The organism is Streptomyces sp. NPDC090022, from assembly GCF_044748145.1.
GTDB lineage: Bacteria > Actinomycetota > Actinomycetes > Streptomycetales > Streptomycetaceae > Streptomyces.
In genome coordinates this window covers 63,450-83,372 of record NZ_JBIVFN010000012.1, presented here as the reverse complement: position 1 = coordinate 83,372, position 19,923 = coordinate 63,450, and the positions used below count along the sequence as shown (strand labels likewise).

At 72.3% G+C, this 19,923-nt stretch carries 21 protein-coding genes and 3 tRNA genes; 7 read left to right on the top strand and 17 right to left on the bottom strand.

Annotated features, from left to right (window positions below; all coding sequences use genetic code 11):
- The first annotated feature begins 42 nt into the window (after positions 1-42).
- Together ACIPXB_RS21680 and ACIPXB_RS21675 are read left to right on the top strand one after the other, a co-directional pair.
- Positions 43-1,269 carry a pyridoxal phosphate-dependent aminotransferase gene (locus ACIPXB_RS21680; protein ID WP_401452311.1) on the top strand — a complete coding sequence of 409 codons (1,227 nt, stop codon included), beginning with the start codon at positions 43-45 and terminating at the stop codon, positions 1,267-1,269.
- 158 nt (positions 1,270-1,427) lie between these two features.
- Positions 1,428-2,447 (top strand): adenosine deaminase, encoded by a 1,020-nt coding sequence (locus tag ACIPXB_RS21675; protein WP_401452309.1) that lies wholly within the window; start codon positions 1,428-1,430, stop codon positions 2,445-2,447.
- A gap of 18 nt (positions 2,448-2,465) precedes the next feature.
- On the opposite strand, the gene ACIPXB_RS21670 is transcribed toward ACIPXB_RS21675, so the two are convergent.
- The 10 genes from ACIPXB_RS21670 to ACIPXB_RS21625 form a co-directional block, all read right to left on the bottom strand.
- The gene (locus ACIPXB_RS21670) at positions 2,466-2,882 is read right to left on the bottom strand and encodes a hypothetical protein (protein ID WP_401452307.1); all 417 of its coding nucleotides are present in this window, start codon (positions 2,880-2,882) and stop codon (positions 2,466-2,468) included.
- A gap of 3 nt (positions 2,883-2,885) precedes the next feature.
- Positions 2,886-3,941: a UDP-N-acetylmuramate dehydrogenase gene (locus tag ACIPXB_RS21665; protein WP_401452305.1), complete on the bottom strand. Its 1,056-nt coding sequence runs from the start codon at positions 3,939-3,941 to the stop codon at positions 2,886-2,888.
- A gap of 89 nt (positions 3,942-4,030) precedes the next feature.
- Entirely contained in the window at positions 4,031-4,441 is a 411-nt protein-coding gene (locus ACIPXB_RS21660; RefSeq protein ID WP_401452303.1) for a DUF3291 domain-containing protein, read from the bottom strand.
- A 59-nt stretch (positions 4,442-4,500) separates the two neighbouring features.
- Positions 4,501-6,024 (bottom strand): MFS transporter, encoded by a 1,524-nt coding sequence (locus ACIPXB_RS21655; RefSeq protein WP_401452301.1) that lies wholly within the window; start codon positions 6,022-6,024, stop codon positions 4,501-4,503.
- 114 nt (positions 6,025-6,138) lie between these two features.
- Positions 6,139-6,681, bottom strand: coding sequence for a TetR/AcrR family transcriptional regulator (locus ACIPXB_RS21650; protein WP_401452299.1), 543 nt, complete (start codon positions 6,679-6,681; stop codon positions 6,139-6,141).
- A 122-nt stretch (positions 6,682-6,803) separates the two neighbouring features.
- Positions 6,804-7,232 (bottom strand): MaoC family dehydratase, encoded by a 429-nt coding sequence (locus tag ACIPXB_RS21645; RefSeq protein WP_401452297.1) that lies wholly within the window; start codon positions 7,230-7,232, stop codon positions 6,804-6,806.
- 3 nt (positions 7,233-7,235) lie between these two features.
- A complete protein-coding gene (locus ACIPXB_RS21640) occupies positions 7,236-7,688 on the bottom strand; it encodes a MaoC family dehydratase N-terminal domain-containing protein (RefSeq protein WP_401452295.1) in 453 nt (150 codons plus the stop codon).
- Positions 7,689-7,791: 103 nt separating this feature from the next.
- The gene (gene rpmG / locus ACIPXB_RS21635; protein WP_006604855.1) at positions 7,792-7,956 is read right to left on the bottom strand and encodes a 50S ribosomal protein L33; all 165 of its coding nucleotides are present in this window, start codon (positions 7,954-7,956) and stop codon (positions 7,792-7,794) included.
- Between the two features lie 88 nt (positions 7,957-8,044).
- Positions 8,045-8,117 (bottom strand) — tRNA-Met (locus ACIPXB_RS21630).
- A 48-nt stretch (positions 8,118-8,165) separates the two neighbouring features.
- A tRNA-Thr gene (locus tag ACIPXB_RS21625) sits at positions 8,166-8,238 on the bottom strand.
- Positions 8,239-8,521: 283 nt separating this feature from the next.
- On the opposite strand from ACIPXB_RS21625, the gene ACIPXB_RS21620 reads away from it, so the two are divergent.
- On the top strand, positions 8,522-9,772 hold the full coding sequence (locus tag ACIPXB_RS21620; RefSeq protein WP_401452293.1) for an amidohydrolase family protein: 1,251 nt from the start codon (positions 8,522-8,524) through the stop codon (positions 9,770-9,772).
- 43 nt (positions 9,773-9,815) lie between these two features.
- A complete protein-coding gene (locus ACIPXB_RS21615; protein ID WP_401452291.1) occupies positions 9,816-10,472 on the top strand; it encodes an SDR family oxidoreductase in 657 nt (218 codons plus the stop codon).
- Positions 10,473-10,545: 73 nt separating this feature from the next.
- Here ACIPXB_RS21615 and ACIPXB_RS21610 read toward each other — a convergent pair whose 3' ends face one another.
- Together ACIPXB_RS21610 and ACIPXB_RS21605 are read right to left on the bottom strand one after the other, a co-directional pair.
- Positions 10,546-10,980 (bottom strand): DUF3574 domain-containing protein, encoded by a 435-nt coding sequence (locus ACIPXB_RS21610; RefSeq protein WP_401452289.1) that lies wholly within the window; start codon positions 10,978-10,980, stop codon positions 10,546-10,548.
- A 172-nt stretch (positions 10,981-11,152) separates the two neighbouring features.
- Positions 11,153-11,234, bottom strand: a tRNA-Tyr gene (locus ACIPXB_RS21605).
- Positions 11,235-11,404: 170 nt separating this feature from the next.
- Here ACIPXB_RS21605 and ACIPXB_RS21600 point away from each other — a divergent pair.
- The 3 genes from ACIPXB_RS21600 (at position 11,405) to ACIPXB_RS21590 (ending at position 14,720) form a co-directional block, all read left to right on the top strand.
- The gene (locus ACIPXB_RS21600; protein WP_401452287.1) at positions 11,405-11,893 is read left to right on the top strand and encodes a YajQ family cyclic di-GMP-binding protein; all 489 of its coding nucleotides are present in this window, start codon (positions 11,405-11,407) and stop codon (positions 11,891-11,893) included.
- Between the two features lie 138 nt (positions 11,894-12,031).
- Positions 12,032-13,471 carry a SulP family inorganic anion transporter gene (locus ACIPXB_RS21595; protein ID WP_401452285.1) on the top strand — a complete coding sequence of 480 codons (1,440 nt, stop codon included), beginning with the start codon at positions 12,032-12,034 and terminating at the stop codon, positions 13,469-13,471.
- Positions 13,472-13,481: 10 nt separating this feature from the next.
- Positions 13,482-14,720 carry an APC family permease gene (locus ACIPXB_RS21590; protein WP_401452283.1) on the top strand — a complete coding sequence of 413 codons (1,239 nt, stop codon included), beginning with the start codon at positions 13,482-13,484 and terminating at the stop codon, positions 14,718-14,720.
- Here the strand turns inward: ACIPXB_RS21590 and ACIPXB_RS21585 are convergent.
- The 5 genes from ACIPXB_RS21585 to ACIPXB_RS21565 all read right to left on the bottom strand — a co-directional run bounded on the left by ACIPXB_RS21585 (position 14,704) and on the right by ACIPXB_RS21565 (position 19,909).
- Complete coding sequence (locus ACIPXB_RS21585) at positions 14,704-15,225, bottom strand: SMI1/KNR4 family protein (protein WP_401452281.1); 522 nt, start codon at positions 15,223-15,225, stop codon at positions 14,704-14,706. The genes ACIPXB_RS21590 and ACIPXB_RS21585 overlap by 17 nt on opposite strands.
- Before the next feature lie 54 nt (positions 15,226-15,279).
- Entirely contained in the window at positions 15,280-15,672 is a 393-nt protein-coding gene (locus ACIPXB_RS21580; protein WP_401452279.1) for a YccF domain-containing protein, read from the bottom strand.
- Entirely contained in the window at positions 15,669-16,532 is an 864-nt protein-coding gene (gene htpX / locus ACIPXB_RS21575) for a zinc metalloprotease HtpX (protein WP_401452277.1), read from the bottom strand. Before htpX ends, ACIPXB_RS21580 begins: the two co-directional genes overlap by 4 nt.
- Positions 16,533-16,709: 177 nt before the next feature.
- Positions 16,710-18,326, bottom strand: coding sequence for an NADH-quinone oxidoreductase subunit N (locus ACIPXB_RS21570; RefSeq protein WP_401452275.1), 1,617 nt, complete (start codon positions 18,324-18,326; stop codon positions 16,710-16,712).
- The gene (locus tag ACIPXB_RS21565; protein WP_401452273.1) at positions 18,323-19,909 is read right to left on the bottom strand and encodes an NADH-quinone oxidoreductase subunit M; all 1,587 of its coding nucleotides are present in this window, start codon (positions 19,907-19,909) and stop codon (positions 18,323-18,325) included. Before ACIPXB_RS21565 ends, ACIPXB_RS21570 begins: the two co-directional genes overlap by 4 nt.
- Positions 19,910-19,923: the final 14 nt, after the last annotated feature.

The following is a 19,923-nucleotide window of genomic DNA, read 5'->3' as shown; positions in this document are numbered from 1 at the left end:
ACGGTGCCCCGACGTCCCGCACGGTCTGGGACGATTGGCGGCATGACCTCTGCAACGCCTTCCTCCGAGCGCCGGGTGTCCGCCCGTATCGGCGCCATTTCCGAGTCCGCCACGCTCGCCGTGGACGCCAAGGCCAAGGCCCTCAAGGCCGCCGGGCGCCCGGTGATCGGCTTCGGCGCGGGCGAGCCCGACTTCCCGACCCCGGACTACATCGTCGAGGCGGCGGTCGCGGCCTGCCGCGACCCGAAGTTCCACCGCTACACGCCGGCGGGCGGCCTGCCCGAGCTCAAGAAGGCCATCGCCGCGAAGACGCTGCGCGACTCGGGCTACGAGGTCGACGCGTCGCAGGTCCTGGTGACCAACGGCGGCAAGCAGGCGATCTACGAGGCGTTCGCCGCCGTCCTGGACCCGGGTGACGAGGTCATCGTCCCGGCCCCGTACTGGACCACCTACCCGGAGTCGATCCGGCTCGCGGGCGGTGTCCCGGTCGAGGTCGTCGCCGACGAGACCACCGGCTACCGCGTGTCCGTCGAGCAGCTGGAGGCCGCCCGCACCGAGCGCACCAAGGTCGTCCTGTTCGTCTCCCCGTCCAACCCGACCGGCGCGGTCTACAGCGAGGCCGACGCCCGCGCGATCGGCGAGTGGGCCGCGGAGCACGGCCTGTGGGTCCTGACGGACGAGATCTACGAGCACCTGGTCTACGGCGACGCGACGTTCACCTCGCTGCCGGTCCTGGTCCCGGCCCTGCGCGACAAGTGCATCGTCGTCAACGGCGTGGCCAAGACGTACGCGATGACCGGCTGGCGCGTGGGCTGGGTCATCGCCCCGCAGGACGTGATCAAGGCCGCGACCAACCTCCAGTCGCACGCCACCTCCAACGTCTCCAACGTGGCCCAGGTCGCCGCGCTGGCCGCCGTCTCGGGCGACCTGGACGCGGTCGCGGAGATGCGCAAGGCCTTCGACCGCCGGCGCCAGACCATGGTGAAGATGCTCAACGAGATCGACGGCGTCTTCTGCCCGACGCCGGAGGGCGCGTTCTACGCGTACCCCTCGGTCAAGGAGCTCCTGGGCAAGGAGATCCGCGGCAAGCGCCCGCAGAGCTCCGTCGAGCTGGCCGCGCTGATCCTGGACGAGGCCGAGGTCGCGGTCGTCCCGGGCGAGGCCTTCGGCACCCCCGGCTACCTGCGCCTGTCGTACGCCCTGGGCGACGAGGACCTGGTCGAGGGCGTCACCCGCATCCAGAACCTCCTGGCGGAGGCCAAGGCGTAACCCGCGCGCGCGGTGGGGGCGGTACCCGTTCGGGTGCCGCCCCCGACTGTTTTCCGCTCCTCCCCGCGTCTCCCGCTCCCCTCGGATTTCCGTACGGGCAAGCCCCCGTTCAGGCAATCCGGCTGCCAATCGAGTGACGGATGCGGCAGGATCAACCGATGGAGCACGTACGCGACCTCACGCTTCTCCCGAAGGCCCATCTCCACCTGCACTTCACCGGGTCCATGCGCCCCGCCACGCTGCTGGAGCTCGCCGACAAGTACGGCGTCCGCCTTCCTGACGCCCTCACCGCCGGTGAGCCGCCCAAGCTGCGCGCCACCGACGAGCGCGGCTGGTTCCGCTTCCAGCGCCTCTACGACGCCGCCCGCAGCTGCCTGCGCGAGCCCGACGACATCCGCCGTCTGGTCCGCGAGGCCGCCGAGGAGGACGTCCGCGACGGCAGCGGCTGGCTGGAGATCCAGGTCGACCCCACCTCGTACGCCCCGCTGCTCGGCGGGCTGATCCCGGCCGTCGAGATCATCCTCGACGCCGTGGAGTCCGCCTCCCGGGACACCGGTCTCGGCATCCGCGTGCTGATCGCCGCCAACCGCATGAAGCACCCGCTCGACGCCCGTACCCTCGCCCGCCTCGCCGTCCGCTACGCCGACCGCGGCATCGTCGGTTTCGGGCTCTCCAACGACGAGCGCCGCGGCCTGGCCCGGGACTTCGACCGGGCCTTCGCCATCGCCCGCGAGGGCGGTCTGCTGGCCGCGCCGCACGGCGGCGAGCTCACCGGGCCGGCCTCCGTCCGCGACTGCCTCGACGACCTGCACGCCTCGCGCATCGGGCACGGCGTACGTGCCGCGGAGGACCCGCGGCTGCTGCGGCGGCTGGCCGAGCGCGGGATCACCTGTGAGGTCTGCCCGGCGTCGAACGTCGCGCTCGGCGTCTACGAGCGCCCCGAGGACGTGCCGCTGCGCACCCTGTTCGACGCGGGCGTCCCGATGGCGCTGGGCGCCGACGACCCGCTGCTGTTCGGCTCCCGCCTCGCGGCGCAGTACGAGATCGCCCGCCGCCACCACGGGTTCACCGACGCCGAGCTGGCCGAGCTCGCCCGCCAGTCCGTACGGGGCTCCGCGGCGCCCCCGGAGGACCAGGCCAAGCTCCTCGCGGGCATCGACCACTGGCTGCACGGCTGAGGCGGGCGTACCGGCCGCTCAGCGGGTGAGGCGCAGGTCGCCCGCCCAGCAGTCGGCCCGGATCCGGTCGCCGTCGGCGAAGCCGATCTCCAGCCGTATCCGGCCGGTCACGGGGTGGGCGAACTCCTCGACCGTGGCGACGGTGTCGCCCATGTGCCGCAGGAAGGGGTGGTCGCCGAGGTCCTCGCCGACCTCGACGTGGCCCCACTCCCCCATGTCGTACGGCTCGTCGGGCTCGGCGCACTCCACGATCAGGCACCGGTCGGAGCCGGTGGTGATGAGGGTGGAGTCGCCGTCGCTGTCGATCAGCCAGATGTCGAGCGGTGCCTCGGAGCGTTCGCCGTCACTGACGTGCCAGGACGCGACAACCCGCTCGATCGTGCGCCCCACCAGCCGGGACGGGTCCGTACCGGACCCGTGCAGGGGACAGCGCATCGCTCAGAGGGTGACGCCGACGGTGACCGGCTCGTTGACGAGCGTCACACCGAAGGCCGCGTGCACGCCGGCCACGACCTCGCGGGCCAGGGCGAGGAGGTCCTCGGTGGTGGCCTCGCCGCGGTTGGTGAGGGCGAGGGTGTGCTTGGTGGAGATCCGCGCGGGGCCGTCGCCGTAGCCCTTGGTGAAGCCCGCCTTGTCGATCAGCCAGGCGGCACTGGTCTTCGTACGGCCCTCGCCGGCCGGGTAGGCGGGCGGCGTGGCGTCGGGGCCGAGCCGGTCCTGGGCGCGGACGAGGAAGGCGGCGTAGTCGGCGTCGGTCAGGATCGGGTTCTGGAAGAAGGAGCCGGCCGACCAGGTGTCGTGGTCGGCGGGGTCCAGCACCATGCCCTTGCCGGCGCGCAGCCGCAGGACGGTCTCGCGGGCGGTGGCGGCCGGGACCCGGTCGCCGGCCTCGACGCCGAGGGCGCGGGCGGTCTCGGGGTACTTGACCGGCGCCGACAGGCCGCCGGCGTCCTCCAGCTGGAAGCGGACGCGCAGGACGACGTACCGCTCCGGCTGGTCCTTGAAGGTGCTGTGCCGGTACGCGAACGCGCACTCGGCGTTGGTGAGGGTGACCGTGTCGCCGGTGCGGCGGTCGTAGGCGACCACCTCGGTGATCGTGTCGCGGACCTCCTGGCCGTACGCGCCGACGTTCTGGATCGGCGTCGCGCCGGCGGAGCCGGGGATTCCGGCGAGGCACTCGATGCCCGCGAGGCCCGCCTCGACGGTGCGGGCGACGGCGTCGGACCAGTTCTCGCCGGCGGCGAGCTCCAGGGTGGTGCCGCGCAGCTCGAAGCCCCGGGTGGCGATGCGCAGGGCGGTGCCCTCGAAGCCCTTGTCGCCGATGACCAGGTTGCTGCCGCCGCCGATGAGCAGCAGCGGCGTACCGGCCGCGTCGGCGGCGCGGACGGCGTCGACGACCTCGGCGTCGGTGGTCGCGGTGATCAGCCGGGCTGCGGGGCCGCCGAGGCGGAAGGTGGTCAGCGGGGCGAGGGGGGCGTCGTGGAGTTCCTGCACGTGGACAAGAGTACGGTCCGCGGCCCCCGCCTCCCGGCGGGGCCACGGACCGCCGGCCGTCCCTCGCGCGTTCCCCCGTGCCCCTGGGGTCAGGGGCGCGCCTCCTGCTCGGCGAGCCTGCGTTCGGCTTCGTCCCAGGTGAGCGGGAGGGCGGTGGCGGGCGCTGTCCAGAAGGTGAACTGCGAGGCGCGCATGTGGGCGGCGGCCGCGCGGGAGCTGGTGCGATGCGGCTCACTGCGGGCGAAGCGGTAGAGGGCGTCGCGGTCCTCCCAGGCGGAGAGGGTGAGGAAGGTCCGGCTGCGGATCCGGGCCCGCAGGCAGGCGCCGCGGGCGCCGGGGGCCGCGCGGATCTGGCGGACGATGCCGGGCGTCCTGAGGAGGAAGCCGAGGGCGCCGAGCAAGGTCTCCGTCTCGAAGCGCGAGGCCATGACGTAGACCTCGGCGCCGGGCGCGGGCGGGGGTGCGGGCGTGGTGGGCTTGATCCAGGGGATGTCGGGCATGGCGGGGCTCCTTCGGTGGGGTCGCGGGTCCGTCCTCACGTACGGGTACGGGTACCCGTTCAGACACGGACCGTGTCCGGCTCGGAGGTCTTGGCTCCGGTTGCCGCGGTGGCGTCGGCGGCCTGGTTCGCCCGGCCGGTCCGGCGTGCGCGGCCGGCCCCGCTCGCCCGGCCCTTGCCCGGCAGCAGCAGGGCGAGCAGGGCCGCCAGGGCGACCGCGCCGGCGCCGATCCACAGGGCGGGGACGGTGCCGTCGGTGAAGGCCTGCGGGGATTCGTAGCCGCCCTGCGCGGAGAAGACCGAGGCCAGGACCGCGACGCCGAGGGCCCCGCCGACCTCGCGCATGGCGCTGTTGGTGCCGGCGGCCCGGCCCTGGTCGGCCGGGGCGACGGTGGACATGAGGACGTTGGCGGCGGGCGCGAAGTACAGGGCCATGCCGATGCCGCTGAGGACCAGGGCCGGGAGCTGGGCGGCGTATCCCACGCCGGGGTCGAGGACGAGCGCGAACCAGGCGAGGCCCACGGCCTGGAAGGCGAGGCCGGTGGCGACGACCGGGCGGCCGCCGATCCGGTCGGAGAGGATGCCGGCCAGCGGCGCGACGACCATCGGCATGGCGGTCCAGGGCAGCATGCGCAGGCCGGACTCGGTGGGCGAGTAGCCGGCGACCCCCTGGAGGAACTGGCTGAGCAGGAAGATCGAGCCGAACATGCCGACGAACATCAGCAGGCCGGCCGTGTTGATCCCGAAGAAGCCGGGGCTGCGGAAGAGGCGCATGGGGAGCATGGCGTCGGCGTTGCGCGCGCCGTGGAGGACGAAGCCGCCGACGAGTACGCCGCCCGCGATCAGGCCGGTGAGGACGGTCGGGCTGGTCCAGCCGTCGCCGTGGGCGCTGACCAGGGCGTAGACGATCCCGAAGAGGCCGCCGCTGATCAGCAGGGTGCCGGGGATGTCGAGCCGGGCGCCGGGGGCGGTGGACTCGGCGAGGCGCAGCCGGGCGAGCGGGATGAGGGCGAGGCCGATGGGGACGTTCAGCCAGAAGATCCACTGCCAGGAGATGTGCTCGGTGAGGCTGCCGCCGATGAGCGGGCCGCTGGCGACGGCGAGGCCGGTGACGGCGCCGTAGATCCCGAGGGCGGTGCCGCGGCGGGCGGCCGGGACGGCGGCGGTGAGCAGGGTGAGGGTGAGCGGCATCATCACCGCGGCGCCGACGCCCTGGACGGCGCGGGCGGCGATCAGGGCGTCGATGCCGGGCGAGAGGGCGGCCGCGGCGGAGGCGCCGGTGAAGACGGCGAGGCCGGCGACGAAGAGCCGGCGGCGGCCGAAGCGGTCGCCGAGGGCGGAGCCGAACATGAGGAGGACGGCGAAGGTGAGGGTGTAGGCGTTCACCGTCCACTCCAGGTCCTCCAGCTTCCCGCCGAGGTCGGCGCGCAGGGCGGGGAGGGCGGTGGTGACGACGAGGTTGTCCAGGGCCGCCATGAAGCCGGCGACGGAGGTGAGGACCAGGGCCCAGACGGCGGGTCCGCGGAGCCCGGTGTCCTGGACGGCCCGCGGGTCCTGGGCGATGGCGGTGTCCTGCTCGTTCACGATTCCCCCTGAAGGCTGTTAGTTATTGCTGACTAACTTGCGTGGACAGAGAACCGCGCAGCCTGCGACGCACACGGGAACAGGCCGCGCGATGCATGCCGTGCGATGCGCGGCTCACTCCCCGGGAAAGAGGCCGTCCCAGATCCGGTGGCCGGGCGGGAAGCCCATGGCGGCGAGCGTGTTGATGAGCATGCCCTGGGCCATGAAGGCCGTGACGTCCTCCGCGCCGTCGAGCGCTTCGGCGACGGTGCCCCACAGCTCCATCCAGCCGGCGCGCACGAGCTCGCCGAGCTCGTGGTCGCCGGCCGCCTCGGCGGCGGCGACGGTGACGTACATCTGGAGCTGCATCTGCAGCATGTGCGGATCCTCGGCAATCAGCCGCCTGTACGCCTCCCCCATGGCCTCACGGGCGTCCCGGCCGCGCAGCCCTTCCGCCGCCGAGGTGAACACCTTGCGCGTCTCCTCCATGCAGCGGCCGGCGGCCGCGAGGAAGATGGCCTGCTTGTTCGGGAAGAGCCGGAAGAGGTACGGCTGCGAGACCCCGACGCGCTTGGCGATCGCCTCGGTCGACGTCCCGTGGTACCCGCCCTGGGCGAACTCGCGCAGGGCGGCCCGGATGACGCTCTCGCGCCGCTCGTCCGCACTCATCCTGACCATGCGGCCAAGTTAGTACTCAATCACTAACTACGCAAGCCCGAACGAGGGGCACCCGGCGACCCTCACCCCGGATGCCCCTCACGGTCTCGCGGCCTCGGTCTCGCGGCCTCGGTCTCGCGGCCTCAGCCGAGCTGGACGACGGCCCGGGACATGCCCAGGACCTTCTGCCCCTCGCTGACCGCGGTCAGGTCGACCCGCACCCGGTTGCCGTCGAGCTTGGCGGCGACCTTGGCGCTGACCTCGATCAGCGCGCCGACACCGTCGTTCGGCACCACGACGGGCCGCGTGAAGCGGACGCCGTACTCGACGACCGTGCCCGGGTCCCCGGTCCAGTCGGTGACGACGCGGATCGCCTCGGCCATGGTGAACATGCCGTGCGCGATGACGTCCGGCAGCCCGACCTCCTTGGCGAACTTCTCGTTCCAGTGGATCGGGTTGAAGTCGCCGGAGGCGCCCGCGTACCGCACGAGGGTGTCGCGCGTCACGGGGAAGGACTGGGCCGGCAGCTCGGTGCCGACCTCGACGTCCGCGTAGTTGATCCTGGCGGTCATCCCTCAGCCCTCCTCGGCGGCGCGGGACACGAGCTTGGTCCAGGCCGTCACCACGTGTTCGCCGGTCGCGTCGTGCACCTCACCCCGGATGTCCAGGATGTCGTTCCCCGCGAGCGACTTGATCGCCTCGATGGTCGAGGTGACCGACAGACGGTCACCGGCGCGCACCGGGCGCGTGTATGCGAACTTCTGGTCGCCATGCACGACGCGGTCGTAGTTCAGGCCCAGCTGCGGGTCCTCGATGACGGCACCCGCGGCCTTGAACGTGATCGCGAAGACGAACGTCGGAGGGGCGATCACATCGGAGTGGCCGAGCTCCTTGGCGGCGTCCGGATCGGTGTAAGCGGGGTTGGCGTCGCCCACCGCCTCCGCGAATTCGCGGATCTTCTCCCGGCCGACCTCGTACGGCTCGGTGGGCGGGTACGTCCGCCCCACGAAGGACTGGTCGAGCGCCATGCCTCACTTACCTCCTGGTAATAACTGCGGAAACGACATGAGGCCGCCCCCCGCAAAGGGGACGACCTCATGACTGTGCCTGTGGTGCGAAGGCTCGCTAGGGTCAGCGGGTCTCGCGGTGCGCGGTGTGCGAGTTGCAGCGCGGGCAGTGCTTCTTCATCTCAAGACGGTCCGGGTCGTTACGCCGGTTCTTCTTGGTGATGTAGTTCCGCTCCTTGCACTCCACGCAGGCCAGCGTGATCTTCGGGCGGACGTCGGTGGCAGCCACGTGAGTGCTCCTTGACGGACGGATGGACGGATGAACGCATAAAAGAGTAGCCGATCGGGAGACCGACCCCACAATCGGCTACTGTGTGTAGCGGCGACCGGACTTGAACCGGTGACACAGCGATTATGAGCCGCTTGCTCTACCGACTGAGCTACGCCGCTTTGATGTGATCCGTTCCCCGCCCGGAAGCGGGGAACTTCACTCACCAGAGCCCCAATACGGAATCGAACCGTAGACCTTCTCCTTACCATGGAGACGCTCTACCGACTGAGCTATTGGGGCGAGCAGGGAAGACATTACACGGCCTCCGGCCGATCGCCCAAATCCTTTGCCGCAGGCCCTCCCAACGGCCCTCCACAGGCGCCGCCCGACCGGGACGCACCCCCCAGCAGGCGCCCCCGGCCACTCCCCGACCACTCCCCTGACCGGGCACCACACCGGTACGACTATTGCGCTCTTCCGCGAAGCGGGCAGCCACGCGCCCTAGGCTCTGAGCACGCTGCGTGATCTTGGGTCGTGGCTGCGGCCAGGGCCCGGGATGCGCCCGAGCCACCGCGGGAGCGCGATGCCCGACAGTCACGCACACGGACACGGTGCCGCGCACGGTTCGGCCGCCGACGCCACGACCCTGCTGCTCGCCGGCGCCCGGCTCACGGACGGCCGGACCGTCGACGTCCGCCTGAGCGCGGGCCGGATCCAGGCCGTCGGCACCGCCGGCAGCCTCCAGGCCCCCGCCCCCTCCCGCGTCGACCTGAGCGGCTACCTGCTGCTGCCCGCCCCGGCCGAGCCGCACGCCCACGGCGACACCGCGCTCACCGCCGACGGCGAGGGGCCCGTCTCGTACACGACCGACGAGGTGCAGCGCAGGGCCACCGAGGCGGCGCTGCTCCAGCTCGGCCACGGCGCCACGGCCGTCCGCTCGCACATCCGCATCGGCGACGTGCACGGGCTCGGCCCCATGGAGGCGGTGCTCCAGGCCCGGCGCTCGCTGCGCGGCCTGACCGATCTGACGGCCGTCGCCGTGCCCCGGCTGCTGACCGGGGTGGCCGGCGCCGACGGGCTCGCGATGCTGCGGGACGCGCTGAAGATGGGCGCGGCGGTGGTCGGCGGCTGCCCCGACCTGGACCCCGACCCCACCGGCTTCCTGGAGACCGTGCTGGAACTGGCCGCCGAGCACGGCTGCCCCGTCGATCTGCACACCGACGGTGACGATCCGGCCCGGCTGGCCCGGCTCGCCGCGATGGCCGGCGGACTGCGGCCCGGGGTGACCATCGGACCCTGCGGGGGCCTGGCCCGGCTGCCGCTGGACGTCGCGACCCGGGCCGCCGACCAGCTCGCCGCCGCCGGCGTACGGGTGACCTGCCTGCCCCAGGGCGACTGCGCGGCGCTGGAGCGCCGGAGCCTGCGCACGGCGCCGGTACGGCTGCTGCGCGCGGCCGGCGTCCGGGTGGCGGCCGGCTCCGGTGCGCTGCGGGACGCCGGGAACCCGGTGGGGCGCGGCGATCCGCTGGAGGCGGCCTACCTGCTGGCCTCGCAGGGCGGGCTGCGGGCGGCGGAGGCGTACGCGTGCGTGGGCGCGGCGGCGCGGGAGGCGATGGGGCTGCCGGAGGTGCGGGTCGAGGCGGGCTTCCCGGCGGAACTGCTCGCCGTGCGCGGCGACCGGATCAGCGCGGTACTGTCGCTGGCCTACAGCCGGATCGTGATCCACCGGGGCCGGGTGGTGGCCCGGACCAGCGCGGTGCGCGAGTACTGCGACTCGGCGGTGGCCGTGGCCCTCGACCTGCCCCGGCAGGGCCGTATGGAGCCAGGTCCCTGAGCGTTCCCGGGCGGGAGCGGGCCGGGCGTCGTACGGTCGGGACATGCGCATCGTCATCGCGGGTGGACACGGTCAGATCGCGCTGCGGCTGGAGCGGCTGCTCAGCGTGCGCGGCTACGAGGTCGCGGGCATCATCCGCGACCTCGGGCAGGGCGACGACCTGAGGGAGGCGGGGGCCGAACCGGTCCTGTGCGACCTGGAGTCGGCCTCTCTGGAGCAGGTGGCCGCCGTGCTGCAGGGCGCGGACGTCGCGGTGTTCGCGGCGGGCGCCGGGCCGGGCAGCGGCCTCGCACGCAAGGACACGGTGGACCGGGGTGCGGCGGTGCTCTTCGCTGACGCGGCCGAACGGGCGCGCGTCCGGCGCTTCCTGATGGTGTCTTCGATGGGCGCGGACCCCCGCCACCCGGGCGACGAGGTCTTCGACGTGTACCTCCGCGCCAAGGGCGAGGCGGACGAGTACGTCCGCACCCGGCTGGGCCTGGAGTGGACGGTCCTGCGCCCGGGCGCGCTGACGGACGAGCCGGGCACGGGCCTGGTCCGCATGGAGGCCCGTACCGGGCGCGGCAGCGTCACGCGCGACGACGTGGCGGCGGTGCTGGCCGAGCTGGTCGAGACCCCGGCGACGGCGGGCCTGACGCTGGAACTGGTCGCGGGCTCGACCCCGATCCCGGTGGCGGTCAAGGACGTGGCAGGCAACTGACCCACCCGCCGACCGGAACCCCGACGCCGAAACCCCGCCCCTGGAACCCCGACAGGGGAACGAACCTCCAGCCCTAAAAATCCACCGTCACCTCGTCGTCCGACCGCCCGACGGAGTCCTGGTCGAAGGTGTCCATGTAAGCCCGGCGGATCCGCTCGATGCGCACGCCGCGCTCCTCGGCGTCCTTCTCCGGGTACAGCAGCACGAGTTCGTACGACTGCTCGCGCACGATGTCGCCGTCGGCCTCCCGCCACTGCCCGCGCCCCTCCTGGAGCGTCAGCCCCTCGGGGAACGCGGGGGTCACCTCGCGGTCGAGGAAGCGCAGGAAGTCCCGCTCGCCGACCTCGCCACCATGCGCCTTCTGGGTCCCGAAATAGAGCCGGGTCTCCTTGTACTGCTCTCCGGTGTTCCCGTGCAGCGCCCCGACCAACGCCGGGATCCCTGCCCCGATCAGCGCGAGCAGTACCCCGCCGCCGGCCTTCCTGCGCGCCTCAGTAGTCCATGTCACGCGTGATCAACGATCCGACCCCACCCACGATGCGCCCACCCCGGCGCCACGGCGGCCATACGGGTGCGTTTCCGCCCACCGGGCCGGCGCCCGCCGGCCGACACTCCGCACGCAAAGAACGAGGAAGCCCCTCCGGTCTACGTTTCCGCAGATCAGAGGGGCTTTCTTCGCGTGGCGGCGCCAGGATTCGAACCTGGGTAGGCTAAGCCGACGGATTTACAGTCCGCTCCCATTGGCCACTCGGGCACACCGCCATGGGATGTCGCCTGCGAGGTCCGCGTTTCCGCGGTGCTCTGTGGCAACGACGTAAACGATACCCGATGCTCGGGGATGCTTCGCCACCGGATTGATCAGCGCTTCGGACGGGTGCGGTGGCTAGGCTTTGGCCTCAGCAATCGCAGCCGACTTCAAGGAGCCACAGCACATGGCCGACTCCAGTTTCGACATCGTCTCGAAGGTCGAGCGGCAGGAGGTCGACAACGCCCTCAACCAGGCCGCCAAGGAGCTCTCGCAGCGCTACGACTTCAAGGGCACCGGGGCCACGATCGCCTGGTCCGGCGAGAAGATCCTCATGGAGGCGAACTCCGAGGAGCGCGTCAAGGCCGTCCTCGACGTGTTCGAGACCAAGCTGGTCAAGCGCCAGATCTCCCTCAAGGCGCTGGACGCGGGTGAGCCGCAGCTGTCCGGCAAGGAGTACAAGATCTTCGCGTCGATCCAGGAGGGCATCTCCCAGGAGAACGCCAAGAAGGTCGCCAAGATCATCCGGGACGAGGGCCCCAAGGGCGTCAAGGCCCAGGTGCAGGGCGACGAGCTGCGCGTCAGCTCCAAGAGCCGTGACGACCTGCAGGCCGTGCAGCAGCTCCTCAAGGGCAAGGACCTGGATTTCGCGATCCAGTTCGTGAACTACCGCTAAAAGGTCGGCGCTCGCCGATCGCGTGCGGCGCGCGTGCGGCGCGCGCCCCATCGCGGACCCCCTGTGGTCACTTGGCGTGGGTGGAATGCGCCCACCACGCTGGGTGACATCCATCACCACGTGGCAGGGGGTTCTCGCATGCCTGGGGCCGACACGTTCCGCGACGACTTCGGGGCGTCCGTCGTCGTCGCGCTGGTCGCCCTCCCGCTCTGTGTGGGAGTGGCCGTCGCCTCCGGTGTGCCGGCCGAGCTGGGGATCGTCACGGGGGTGGTGGGCGGGCTGGTGACGGGCTGGTTCCGTGGCAGCTCGTTGCAGGTCAGCGGGCCCGCGGCCGGGCTCACCGTGCTCGTCTACGAGGCCGTGCGGACGTACGGCCTGCCCGCCCTGGGCGCTCTGGTGCTGGCCGCGGGGGTGCTGCAGCTGGGCATGGGGGTACTGCGGCTCGGACGGTGGTTCCGGGCGATCTCCGTCGCCGTGGTGCAGGGAATGCTGGCCGGAATCGGCCTCGTGCTGATCGCCGGGCAGCTCTATGCGGTGGGTGACGTCGACGCGCCCGCGGGAACCCTGGAGAAGGCCGCCGGCCTGGTCCGGCTCACCGCGCGGGCCGACTGGGCCGCCGTGGCGCTGGGGCTGGGGACCGTGCTCGTCATGGTGGCCTGGCAGCGCCTGCCCGCCCGCGTCCGGATCGTGCCGGGGGCCCTCGTCGGGGTGGCGGCCGCCACCGCCGTCGCCGTCCTGCTGCGGCTGCCCGTGGAGAAGGTCACGGTCACGGGCGTACTGGACGTCATCGCGCCGCCCACGGGCGAGCGGTTCGCCGTCCTGATGTCGGTCGGGGCGATCGGAACCGTGATCGCGCTCGCACTGATCGCTTCCGCCGAGACCCTCTTCAGCGCGGCCGCCGTGGACCGGATGCACGACGGACCGCGGACCGACTACGACCGGGAACTGGTGGCGCAAGGGGTCGGCAACACCTTCTGCGGGCTGCTCGGCGCGCTGCCCATGACGGCCGTGATCGTGCGGAGTTCGGCCAACGTCGCGGCCGGGGCACGGACCCGGGCGGCCCGCGTCCTGCACGGCGCATGGCTGCTGCTCTTCGCGGTGCTCCTGCCGCAGGCGCTGACGGTGGTGCCGCTCGCCGCGCTGGCGGGCGTGCTGCTGCACGCGGGCTGGAAGCTGCTGCCCGCCCGTGCGGTGGTCGCCCTGTGGCGCACGCACCGGGGCGAGGCGGTGGTGCTGGTGGCGACGGCCGGCGCGATCGTGGCCACCAATCTCTTCGAGGGTGTGCTCCTCGGGCTGGCCCTGGCGGTCGGCAAGGCGGCCTGGGAGACCTCTCACGTGCACATCGACCAGGAGTGGGAGGACGGCACGCTGGCGGTGCGGGTGGCGGGCAACGCCAGCTTCCTGCGGCTGCCCAAGCTGCTGGACGCCCTCGACGCCCTGCCGGGGGACCGGCCCGTCCGGCTGGACCTCAGTGGCCTGCGGCATCTCGACCATGCCTGCCTGACCGCGCTCGACGGCTGGGAGCGGCAGCGGGCCGGCCTGGTGCCCGGTCGGGAGGGCGCCACCGAGCCCGGCTAGTCTCCGCGTCATGGAGCGGGAATTGCGACGCACGCTGGGGGTGTCCGACGCGGTCGTCGTCGGGCTGGGCGCCATGGTCGGCGCCGGGATCTTCGCCGCGCTCGCCCCGGCGGCGGGGGCGGCGGGCAGCATGCTGCTGGGCGCGCTGGCGCTGGCGGCGGTCGTGGCCTACTGCAACGCGCATTCCTCGGCGCGGCTGGCCGCCCGGTACCCGGCTTCGGGCGGCACCTACGTGTATGGGCGCGAGCGGCTCGGGCCCTTCTGGGGATATCTGGCGGGCTGGGGCTTCGTCATCGGCAAGACGGCCTCCTGCGCGGCGATGGCCCTGACGGTCGGGGCGTACGTCTGGCCCGGCCGGGAGCATGTCGTGGCGGTCGCGGCGGTGCTGGCGCTGACCGCGGCGAACTACGGCGGCATGCAGAAGTCCGCCCGGATCGCCCGGGTGATCGTGGCGGCGGTGCTGGCGGTGCTGGCCGCCGTCGTGGTGGTGTGCCTGTCCTCGGACACGGCGGACGCCGATCGGCTGACGTCCGGTGCCACCGGCGGCGTGGGCGGGCTGCTCCAGGCGGCCGGTCTGCTGTTCTTCGCCTTCGCGGGCTACGCCCGGATCACCACCCTGGGTGAGGAGGTGCGTGATCCGGAGCGCACGATCCCGCGGGCGGTGCCGATCGCCCTGGGGATCACCCTGCTGGTGTATGCCTCGGTGGCGGTGGCGGCGCTGTCGGTGCTGGGTGCGCAGGGGCTCGCCGCGTCGACGGCTCCGCTGGACGACGCGGTACGGGCGGCGGGGGTGCCCGGGCTCTCCCCCGCGGTACGGGTGGGCGCCGCGCTGGCTGCGCTGGGCGCGCTGCTGTCGCTGGTGCTCGGGGTGTCCCGGACGGTGCTCGCGATGGCCCGGGACGGCCATCTGCCGCGCGCGCTGGCCGCCGTGCACCCCCGCTACCAGGTGCCGCACCACGCGGAACTCGCGGTGGGTGCGGTGGTGGCGGTGCTGGCCGCCACTGTCGACGTGCGGGGCGCGATCGGCTTCTCCTCCTTCGGAGTGCTGACCTACTACGCGATCGCGAACGCCTCCGCGTGGACGCTCGATTCAGGTGTCAAGGGCCGGGCCGTGGCAGCGGTCGGGCTGTCCAGCTGTGTCCTGCTCGCCTGCACCCTGCCGGCCGCGTCGGCGGTCACGGGCGCGGCGGTGCTGGCGTTGGGCGCGTGTGTCCACGGGGTGCGGCGGCGGTTCAGGGCCGGGATCTGAGGCCGTCCCAGGGCGTCAGCTCCAGGTCGCCCTCCTCCTCTTCGAAGTCCTCGCAGTGCCAGGCGGTGCCGTCGAGCCAGCCGCGCAGCCAGTCGGCGAGGCCGGGTGCGTCGATGAACCAGGCGAGGTCGGGATCGCCCAGGTTCGGTTCGAACAGCAGGACTTGGGCGGTCTCGGAGTGACAGTCCACGCACGCGTACATCCCGCAGCCGTAGTGGGCTATCGGCAGCACGCCGGCCGGCCAGCGCCAGCCCGACGCGCGCATCTCCTCGTACTCCTTCAGGGCTTCGCGCAGGGGCAGCAGCCCGTATCCCGGTCCGAAGCCGCCGTCCGCGACGCGGGTGTGGAGGCCGGTGAGCAGCGGAGGCAGGGTGGCGCCCAGTATCGCCTCGGCGCGGGCCAGTTCCGCGCCGTCCAGGACGGGCGGCAGGGGATGTCCCTGCTCCGGAGGGGAGTTGCGCACGTGTCCGGCGACTTGCTCCAGCAACTGCTCGGTCTCGTTCATGGCTTCATGGTGGACCACCCCGCCGACAACCCGCTCGGCCTGTGGACAACTCGGTCAACGGGAGGCGAACGGCGCGTCCGTCGGGACGATCTCGCGGCCCAGCGGGAGCAGGGAGATGGGGATCATCTTGAAGTTGGCGATGCCGAACGGGATGCCGATGATCGTCACGCACAGGGCGAGGCCGGTGACGATGTGGCCGATGGCGAGCCACCAGCCCGCCAGGACCAGCCACAGGACGTTGCCCACGCAGGACGGGGCACCGGCGTCGTGACGTTCGACGGTGGTGTAGCCGAAGGGCCACAGCGCGTAGAGGGCGATGCGGAAGGCGGCTATACCGAAGGGGATTCCGATGATCGTGATGCAGAGGATCAGGCCCGCCAGGCAGTAGCCCAGGAACAGCCAGAACCCGCTGAGCACGAGCCAAATGACATTGAGGATGGTCTTCACTGACTACGTCCTGCCATCTGTTCGAGCCGGGCGATCCGCTCGGCCATCGGTGGGTGGGTCGAGAACATCTTGGTCAGCCCCGCACCGGGACGGAAGGGGTTCGCGATCATCATGTGGCTCGCGGTCTCCAGTCGCGGTTCGGGCGGCAGCGGCAGTTGCTTGGTGCCGGCGTCCAGCTTGCGCAGGGCGCTGGCCAGGGCGAGCGGGTCGCCGGTGAGCTGGGCCCCGGAGGCGTCCGCCTCGTACTCGCGGGAGCGGCTGATGGCCAGCTGGATCACCGAGGCGGCCAGCGGGCCCAGGATCATGATCAGCAGCATCCCGAGCAGGCCGGGGCCCTCGTCGTCGTCGGACCGCCCGATCGGGATCAGCCAGGCGAAATTCACCAGGAACATGATCACGGAGGCGAGCGCTCCGGCAACCGACGAGATGAGGATGTCGCGGTTGTAGACGTGGCTGAGTTCGTGCCCGATGACGCCGCGCAGCTCGCGTTCGTCGAGGATGCGCAGGATGCCTTCGGTGCAGCACACGGCCGCGTTGCGCGGGTTGCGGCCGGTCGCGAAGGCGTTCGGCGCCTCGGTCGGCGAGATGTAGAGGCGGGGCATCGGCTGGCGTGCGGACGTGGAGAGCTCGCGCACCATCCGGTACAGCTCGGGTGCCTCGAACTCGCTGACCGGGCGGGCGCGCATCGCGCGTAGAGCCAGCTTGTCGCTGTTCCAGTACGCGTACGCGTTGGTGCCGAGAGCGACCAGGACGGCGATGATCAGACCGCCACGTCCGAAGAAGCTCCCGATGACGATGATGAGTGCGGACATCCCGCCGAGGAGTACGGCGGTCTTCAGCCCGTTGTGCCGGCGGTGCACGGTACGCCCTCCAAGTGGTGCGGCAGGGGCCCCGCCGTGGGTCCGCGGGGCCTACGGTCCAGTGGACCCTCCCTTCCTGGTCAACGCCAGGCGAGGGTGCCGGGTTCCCGGGCGCGGCCGGGAGGGGCGGGCGCGGGGAGCCGGGAGAGCGTTACGCCGTACGGGTACGGGGACGGGTCACTGCGGGAACAGGCTGGTCGCGGCGAAGCGCAGCACCGTCTGCGGAGCCCCGGACACGACGACGGCGATGACGGCCGTCAGTGCGATCGCGACCGTGACCGGGAACGGCACCTTCACGGCCGGACCAGGCGAACCGACGCCCTTGCCCTCACCGGCACCGTCTCCCGCAGCCGCAGCCGCAGCCGCGGCCGCCGCCGGACCCGGCTTCGCCACCGCGGGCACCGGCGCGCGGAAGAGGAGCGCCGTCCACTGGAGGTAGTAGTACAGGGCCACGACGACGTTGACGGCCATGAGCACGGCCAGCCAGCCCAGCCCCGCGTCGACCGCCGACTGGAAGACGACGACCTTGGCGAAGAGGCCGATGATGCCCGGGGGCAGGCCGGCCAGGCAGAGCAGGAAGAAGGCCAGGGACAGCGCGGTCAGCGGGCGCTCGGCGTACAGGCCGCGGTAGTCGCTGATGCGGTGCAGCGGCTTGGTACGGGCGACGAGGGCGGCGACGGAGAAGGCGCCGAGGTTCACGACGGCGTACATGAGGGCGTACGCGACGGTCGCGCCGATCTCGTCCCGCTCGGAGTACGCGGCTGCGGCGATCGGGACCAGCAGGTAGCCGGCCTGCCCGACCGAGGACCAGGCGAGCAGCCGTACGGCGCTGTAGGGGCGGTCCGGGGACTGGCGCAGCGCGGCGGCGTTGCCGAGGGTCATGGTCAGCGCGGCGAGGACGGCCAGGGCCGGGCCCCAGATGTCGGAGTACGCCGGGAAGGCGATCACCGTGACGAGGATCAGGCCGGTGAAGCCGACGGCCTTGCCGATGACGGACAGGTAGCCGGCGATGGGCAGCGGCGCGCCGACGTAGGTGTCCGGGACCCAGAAGTGGAAGGGGACGGCCGCGGTCTTGAAGGCGAAGCCGACGAGGGTGAGCGCGACGCCCGCCATGGCGAGGGTGTCGAGCTGCGCCGGGACGCTCTCCAGGCGGTCGGCGACCTCGGTGAGGTGCAGGGTGCCGGTGGCGGCGTAGACGAAGCTGACGCCGAGCAGGGAGACGGCGGTCGCGGTGACCGAGGAGAGGAAGAACTTGAGGGCGGCCTCGGAGGAGAGCCGGTCGCCGCGGCGCAGGCCGACGAGGGCGAAGGCGGGCAGCGAGGCGACTTCGAGGGCGACGATCAGGGTCGCGAGGTCGCGGGAGGCGGGCAGCAGGGCGGCGCCGGCGGCGGAGGAGAGCAGCAGGAACCAGTACTCGCCGGCGGGCAGCCGGCCCTCGCGCACGGCGGTGACCGACAGCAGCGCGGTGACCAGTGCGCCGCCCAGGACCAGGAACTGGACGACGAGCGTGAAGTGGTCGGCGGTGTAGCTGCAGGCCGTGGGCGCGTCGGTGAGGCAGAAGGTGCTGCGGTCGCCGGCCCGCAGGGGCAGCAGGAGCGCGGTCGAGACGGCCAGGCCCGCGACCGAGATCCAGCCCAGGACCGGCTTCCTGCCCTCGGGTACGAACAGGTCGGCGACCAGGACGAGGACGGCGACGGCGGCGGGCAGGGCCGCGGGCGCGATGGCGAGCCAGTCGACGGTCTGGACCAGGGCGGCGCCCGTGTCGGCGGCGGCGGTCATGAGCTGCGCCGTCATGCGTTGCCTCCTGCAAGGAGCTTCTGGACGGCCGGGTCGGTGAGGCCGAGGAGGACCGCGGGCCACAGGCCCGCGAGGACGGTGAGGGCGACGAGCGGGGTCCAGGCGGCGAACTCGTAGCCGCGTACGTCCGCGAGGACGGCGGGCGCGGCCTCGGGCCGGGTCTGCGGATCGCCCATGCACACCCTGCGTACGACGATCAGAAGATATGCGGCCGTCAGCAGGGTGCCGAAGGCGCCGATCGCCATGAAGGTGAGGAACGCGGGCCGGGACAGGCCCGCGGCCGGTTCGAACGCGCCGAACAGGGCCAGCATCTCGCCCCAGAATCCGGCGAGGCCCGGCAGGCCGAGGGAGGCGACGGCGGCGAACGCGAGCAGTGCGCCGAAGCGGGGGGCACGGCCGTAGAGGGCGGCGCCGGTGGCTCCGGCGAGGGTGTCGAGGTCGCTGCTGCCGTAGCGGTCCTTGAGCGCGCCGACCAGGAAGAAGAGCAGGCCGGTGATCAGGCCGTGGCCGATGTTGGCGAACAGCGCGCCGTTGACGCCGGTGGGGGTCATGGTCGCGATGCCCAGCAGGACGAAGCCCATGTGGCCGACGGAGGAGTACGCGATGAGCCGCTTGAGGTCGCCCTTGGCGCCCTTCCTGGCCAGTGCCAGGCAGGCCAGCGATCCGTAGATGATGCCGACGACGGCGAAGGCCGCCAGGTAGGGCGCGAAGGTGAGCATGCCGTCGGGGGTGATCGGCAGCAGGATGCGGACGAACCCGTAGGTGCCCATCTTCAGCAGGACGCCCGCCAGCAGCACCGATCCCACGGTGGGCGCGGCGGTGTGGGCGTCCGGGAGCCAGCTGTGCAGCGGCCACATCGGGGTCTTCACCGCGAGGCCGAGGCCGATGGCGAGGGCCGCCAGGAGCTGGGTGGTGCGGGTGAGTTCGCGGCCGTTGTCAGTGGCGAGTGCCACCATGTCGAATGTGCCGGCGCTGATGCCGATCAGCAGCAGCCCGAGCAGCATGACCACGGATCCGAGCAGCGTGAAGAGGATGAACTTCCAGGCGGCGGACTGCCGCTGGTCACCGCCCCAGCGGGCGATGAGGAAGTACATGGGGATGAGCACCATCTCGAACGCGAGGAAGAACAGCAGCAGGTCGAGGACCGCGAAGGTCGCGAGGGTGCCGGATTCCAGGACGAGGAGCAGCGCGACGAAGGCCTTCGGGGAGGGGCCCGCGGGGAGCTTGAAGTAGCTGTACAGCGCGCACAGGAAGAACAGCAGCGCCGTCATCAGGAGGAGGGGGAGCGAGATGCCGTCGATGCCGAGGTGGATCCGGACGTCCAGCGCCGGGATCCAGCTGATGTCCGTCGTCGCCTGGAAGCGGGACGGGGCGTCGTGGTCGAAGCCCAGGGTGAGGGCGATCGCCGCGGCGAGGATGACACCGGTCATGGTCACGCCGTGGCGCAGCACGGCCTGTTCGGGGCCACGGCCCTTGAGTCCGGGCGGGGCCGGCAGGAGGGCCGCGAGCGCACCGAGGAGCGGTGCGGCCACGATGAACGCCAGAAGGAACTGCATCACGGACGGGCTGATATCAATCACGGCTGACTCACGGC

Coding starts and splice junctions, on each gene's coding strand:
- ACIPXB_RS21680 (WP_401452311.1), top strand. CDS start 43: ATGACCTCTGCAACGCCTTCCTCCGAGCGCCGGGTGTCCGCCCGTATC.
- ACIPXB_RS21675 (WP_401452309.1), top strand. CDS start 1,428: ATGGAGCACGTACGCGACCTCACGCTTCTCCCGAAGGCCCATCTCCAC.
- ACIPXB_RS21670 (WP_401452307.1), bottom strand. CDS start 2,882: ATGCGCTGTCCCCTGCACGGGTCCGGTACGGACCCGTCCCGGCTGGTG.
- ACIPXB_RS21660 (WP_401452303.1), bottom strand. CDS start 4,441: ATGCCCGACATCCCCTGGATCAAGCCCACCACGCCCGCACCCCCGCCC.
- ACIPXB_RS21650 (WP_401452299.1), bottom strand. CDS start 6,681: ATGGTCAGGATGAGTGCGGACGAGCGGCGCGAGAGCGTCATCCGGGCC.
- ACIPXB_RS21645 (WP_401452297.1), bottom strand. CDS start 7,232: ATGACCGCCAGGATCAACTACGCGGACGTCGAGGTCGGCACCGAGCTG.
- ACIPXB_RS21640 (WP_401452295.1), bottom strand. CDS start 7,688: ATGGCGCTCGACCAGTCCTTCGTGGGGCGGACGTACCCGCCCACCGAG.
- ACIPXB_RS21620 (WP_401452293.1), top strand. CDS start 8,522: ATGCCCGACAGTCACGCACACGGACACGGTGCCGCGCACGGTTCGGCC.
- ACIPXB_RS21615 (WP_401452291.1), top strand. CDS start 9,816: ATGCGCATCGTCATCGCGGGTGGACACGGTCAGATCGCGCTGCGGCTG.
- ACIPXB_RS21600 (WP_401452287.1), top strand. CDS start 11,405: ATGGCCGACTCCAGTTTCGACATCGTCTCGAAGGTCGAGCGGCAGGAG.
- ACIPXB_RS21595 (WP_401452285.1), top strand. CDS start 12,032: ATGCCTGGGGCCGACACGTTCCGCGACGACTTCGGGGCGTCCGTCGTC.
- ACIPXB_RS21590 (WP_401452283.1), top strand. CDS start 13,482: ATGGAGCGGGAATTGCGACGCACGCTGGGGGTGTCCGACGCGGTCGTC.
- ACIPXB_RS21585 (WP_401452281.1), bottom strand. CDS start 15,225: ATGAACGAGACCGAGCAGTTGCTGGAGCAAGTCGCCGGACACGTGCGC.
- ACIPXB_RS21570 (WP_401452275.1), bottom strand. CDS start 18,326: ATGACGGCGCAGCTCATGACCGCCGCCGCCGACACGGGCGCCGCCCTG.